This window comes from Streptococcus sp. DD10 (genome assembly GCF_001578805.1).
Lineage (GTDB): Bacteria > Bacillota > Bacilli > Lactobacillales > Streptococcaceae > Streptococcus.
Map to the genome: position 1 here is coordinate 38032 of NZ_KQ969157.1, position 4777 is coordinate 42808.

At 37.8% G+C, this 4777-nt stretch carries 4 protein-coding genes and 2 pseudogenes; 5 read left to right on the plus strand and 1 reads right to left on the minus strand.

The features are described 5' to 3' along the window. Positions 1-409: pseudogene (locus STRDD10_RS00140) on the minus strand (LTA synthase family protein); the annotation flags it as partial. A gap of 263 nt (positions 410-672) precedes the next feature. On the opposite strand from STRDD10_RS00140, the pseudogene STRDD10_RS00145 reads away from it, so the two are divergent. The 5 genes and pseudogenes from STRDD10_RS00145 to STRDD10_RS00165 all read left to right on the plus strand — a co-directional run. Further along, positions 673-1838 (plus strand): annotated as a pseudogene (locus STRDD10_RS00145) (class I SAM-dependent rRNA methyltransferase). Next, positions 1835-2512, plus strand: coding sequence for a type I 3-dehydroquinate dehydratase (aroD, locus tag STRDD10_RS00150; RefSeq protein WP_067191998.1), 678 nt, complete (start codon positions 1835-1837; stop codon positions 2510-2512). The pseudogene STRDD10_RS00145 and the gene aroD overlap by 4 nt, the downstream one beginning before the upstream one ends. Next, positions 2502-3344 carry a shikimate dehydrogenase gene (locus STRDD10_RS00155; RefSeq protein ID WP_067192000.1) on the plus strand — a complete coding sequence of 281 codons (843 nt, stop codon included), beginning with the start codon at positions 2502-2504 and terminating at the stop codon, positions 3342-3344. The genes aroD and STRDD10_RS00155 overlap by 11 nt, the downstream gene beginning before the upstream one ends. A 9-nt stretch (positions 3345-3353) precedes the next feature. Continuing rightward, a complete protein-coding gene (aroB, locus tag STRDD10_RS00160; RefSeq protein WP_067192003.1) occupies positions 3354-4421 on the plus strand; it encodes a 3-dehydroquinate synthase in 1068 nt (355 codons plus the stop codon). Positions 4422-4563: 142 nt separating this feature from the next. Beyond that, a partial coding sequence (locus STRDD10_RS00165) for a chorismate synthase (RefSeq protein ID WP_156468572.1) occupies positions 4564-4777 on the plus strand: 214 nt, incomplete at its 3' end.

Genomic DNA, 4777 nt, shown 5'->3' on the forward strand with positions numbered 1-4777 from the left:
CGATATCCCAAGGCCTGAAAAGCTCCATGGCCGCTTCTCCAAGTCCTGCCGACACTTTGCTAGAGGCAAGCATAGTATTAACGGTGATAAAGTCAGAAAACTCACGGTAGTAGATGGAGTTTGAAATGAGCCAGAGGAATAAAATAGTGTAGATACTTAAAGATACTGTATAGAATATCTTAGTTGGCCTAATGTAAAAAGCCAGCCCCATCAAGAAGAGACCAAGTGGAAATGGGTTCAATATTGCTAGAAAAATCTGATACATTCCCTGTAAATCAGATTTAATATCTAAGTTGAAATCGATTGTATAGGCCCATAAGGTTTTTAACCAATAAATAATGAGCAAGGTCAAGACAAATCCTAGTCTTGTACTCATAAAAGCGAGTAACTTCCTAGTTAATTGTTTCACAAAAATGTACTTCCTTGTCTGAGTATTTTATTTTTATGAAGTAAAGGTTTCATAATAAAAGAGGTGGGTTCTTACTTCACATCCTATATCCTAAAATTTCACTTTTGATTATACCATAAATAAAACTAAAAAGTCACAATTATACTATTCGTATTGATTGGATTACAAAATAATAATGAAAGAATTGGCTTTTGGTAAGCACTTCGAATCCATTAAATGAAAAAATTTTGAACAATTTCACAAGATTTGGTATAATGTTTAATATGAAACAGCTGACAGTCAGTCCTGTGACTGAAGAAAAAATAAAAAAGGAAAACGGCTTTTAGAAGCGAAAGACTTTCCTAACTTAAATATAGATAACCAAGTAGTAGAATTGCGAAATATGCGTGGTATTTTCCTTGGAACAGCTTATTTATCCCCTCAAAATAAAGGAGTAGGTTGGATAATTTCTTCGCATTCTATAAATCTAGATGTGACATTTTTCATTACCTTATTTGAAAAGGCTAAAATAGCTCGTAAGGACTACTATGAAGACTCATCAACGACTGCATTTCGTCTCTTTAATCAAGAAGGAGACGGTTTCGGAGGTTTCAGTATCGATTGTTATGGCGATTATGCTGTTTTCTCCTGGTATAATACTTATGTATTTAGTATTAAAGAGCAGATTTATCAAGCCTTTAGGGTTGTTTTTCCAGAAATTCTAGGTGCTTATGAGAAAATTCGTTTTAAAGGGATGGACTATGAATCAGCTTTTCTTTATGGTCAAGAGGCACCTGAAACGTTTTCTATTTTAGAAAATGGAGTAGGCTATCAGGTTTTTTTAAACGATGGATTGATGACAGGTATTTTCTTAGATCAGCATGATGTAAGAGCTAGTCTAGTCGCTGGTTTAGCTAAAGGAAAAACAGTATTGAACATGTTTTCCTACACTGCTGCTTTTTCAGTAGCTGCTGCTGTAGGTGGGGCAACAGAGACAACATCTGTAGATTTGGCTAAACGTTCTCGTGAACTTTCACAAGCGCATTTTGATATAAATGGATTACCTCTTGCTGCACATAGATTTGTCGTAATGGATGTTTTTGAGTATTTCAAGTACGCTAAACGAAAAGGTCTGCGTTATGATATTATCGTCCTTGACCCACCGAGTTTTGCTCGGAATAAAAAGCAGACTTTTTCAGTTGCTAAAGATTATCATAAGTTAATTGCCGCTTCTTTAGATATCTTACAATCAGGTGGTACCATTATTGCTAGTACGAATGCTGCCAATCTATCGAGCAAGAAGTTTAAGGAACAAATTGAAAAAGGTTTTGCAGGGATTCCGCACTTTTACCAAACATCCTATGGTTTACCTATGGATTTTCCCTACAATAAAAAAGATGAAAGCAGTAATTACCTTAAGGTATTTACAATTAAGGTTGAAAAGAAATGAAAATAGTTGTACCAGTCATGCCTCGTTCGATAGAAGAGGTTCAGGCAATTGATATTGATCGTTTTCAAGACGCAGATATTATTGAGTGGAGAGCTGACTATCTTGAAAAAGACGATATTTTAAGAGTAGCACCAGCTATTTTTGAGAAGTTTGCTGGACGTGAACTTCTCTTTACGATTCGTACGAGTCAGGAAGGTGGTAATCTTTATTTAACAGATGCTGAATATGCTGCAATAATCAAGGAAATTCAAGGGCTTTACCAACCTGATTATGTTGATTTTGAGTATTACTCGCATCCGTTAGCATTTGAGGAAATGATGGATTATTCAAATCTGGTCCTAAGTTACCACAATTTTCAAGAAACACCGGAAAATCTGATGGAAATTTTATCAGAATTAACTAGTCTAAGCCCGAAAGTAGTGAAGGTGGCGGTAACTCCTCACAATGAACAAGAAGTGTTAGATTTGATGAATTATACACGTGGTTTTAAAATCCTTAACCCTGAGCAGACTTTTGTTACCATGTCTATGGGAAAATTAGGTAAAATATCCAGAATTGCTTGTGAGTTGATAGGTTCGAGTTGGACATTTGCAAACTTAGACGATGCAAGTGCTCCAGGTCAGATTTCTCTTGCTAATATGAAACGTTTTCGTGAGGTATTAAGTGAGGATTGATGGACATACGCGGCTAGCAGCTGTTGTTGCTAGTCCTATTAAACATTCGATTTCCCCCTTTATCCATAATCGAGCATTTGAATTAACAGGTGTGAATGGTGTTTATATAGCATGGGATATTGTAGCAGAGGATCTAGCAGAAACTGTTCAGAATATTCGTCGCTATGATATGTTTGGTATAAATTTGTCCATGCCTTATAAAGAGGTTGTTTTACCCCACTTAGATGAGTTAACACCTGTTGCGAGAATGGTTGGAGCAGTTAATACTGTTATCAATTCGAATGGAACTCTTATTGGTCATAACACGGATGGAAAAGGTTTTTTTAAAAGTTTACCAGAGTTTAAGATAAAGGGGGCAAATATCGTCGTATTAGGTGCTGGTGGAGCAGCAAAAGCTATCATCAGCCAGGCAATACTTGACGGTGTCTCATCTGTTGCGATTTTTGTACGCAAGAAGTCGATAGAGAAAACAAGAAGTATCTATCCTAATTTAGGGGATCAAATTTCGGTTTATGATTTAGAAGATATTCAAAGCCTCGTTCGATTACTGACAGGGGCGGATCTTTTGGTAAATGCGACGAGTGTCGGTATGGATGGTTTAAGTAATCCCATTTCAGAAGAGGTAGTATTTCCCAGTCAACTATTGGTTGCAGATGTGATTTATCAGCCATTTGAAACACCCTTTTTAAAACAAGCGAAAAAACAAGGTTTAAAGACAGTTAATGGTTTGGGGATGCTTCTTTATCAAGCAGCAGAAGCCTTTGAGATATGGACCAATCATGCTATGCCAACAGAAGTGATTTGGGAAGAACTAGAGCAAAGATATAGATAGGAGAGACTGATGAAGTTACATGTTGATTTACCACGCCATCCGTATGATATCGTAATTGAGAAAGGTGCGCTTTCAAAGGTAGGGAAATGGTTGTCTCAGTTATGGAAACTGCAAAAGGTAGCTATTATAACAGATAATCATGTGGCTTCTCTCTATGCAGAAAAAGTTAAACTGAGTTTGCAGGATGCAGGCTTTGAAGTGATTGTCTTTGACTTTTTAGAGGGTGAGGCAAGTAAAAACTTGATCACGGTTAACAAAGCCTATGAGTTCTTAGTTAAACATGGGATGACACGAAGTGATGGAATTTTAGCTCTTGGAGGAGGTGTTGTCGGTGATTTAGCTGGTTTCGTGGCATCTACTTATATGAGAGGGGTACATTTTGTACAGATACCGACTAGTTTAACTGCCCAAGTTGACTCTTCTATTGGTGGAAAGACTGGAGTCAATACGCCTTTTGCGAAAAATATGGTAGGAACATTTGCTCAACCTGATGGTGTTTTGATAGATCCTGAAGTATTGTCAACTCTTGGTGAACGTGAGTTAATTGAGGGGATGGGAGAAGTAGTTAAGTACGGATTGATTCAGGATAAGGATTTGTGGCAAGAATTGCAAGAGATGGATGGTAGCCTACTTTCCATTTATCAACATGCTGAAAGTATTATCTATCATTCTTGTGATGTGAAAAGGAAAGTCGTGGTTGAGGATGAGTTGGATAACGGCATTCGTCTTTATCTAAACTTTGGACACACGATTGGTCACGCCATAGAGGCGACTGCAGGTTATGGTCAAGTCATGCATGGGGAGGCTGTAGCAATTGGGATGGTGCAAATCTCTAAGGCTGCTGAGAGAAAAGGTTTGGTGCTTACGGGAATTACAGAGCAAATTCGTGAGATGTGTTTGAAATTTGGATTACCTATTGATTATGAGCCATGGGATGAGATGAAATTATACGATGCTCTAACTCATGATAAGAAAGCACGAGGTAAGAAAATCCAGATCGTCTTAGTTCCTGAGATTGGAACTGCACAGATACACTCCGTACCACTAGAGGAAATGAAAGATTTTTTGAAAAAGTAGTATCTAGACGAACTACTGGATGAGGGAGACATCAGGCTAAGGAACTTAGCGTTCTTAACTTGCTTGTCTCTTTTTTCTAAAGATAGGAGTTCTGGCATGGAGTTGTCAGGATTAAAACGAAGAAAGAAAGCGAGTAAAAGTGATGAGATATTTAACAGCAGGGGAGTCACATGGTCCACGTTTGACAGCTATTATTGAAGGAGTTCCAGCGGGACTGTCTTTGAGTGCTGAGGATATTAATCTTGAGTTGAAACGTCGTCAGGGTGGTTACGGCCGAGGAGCAAGAATGAAAATTGAAACGGATCAGGTTGAGATTACATCAGGTGTTCGACATGGTCTAACAATGGGAGGCCCTA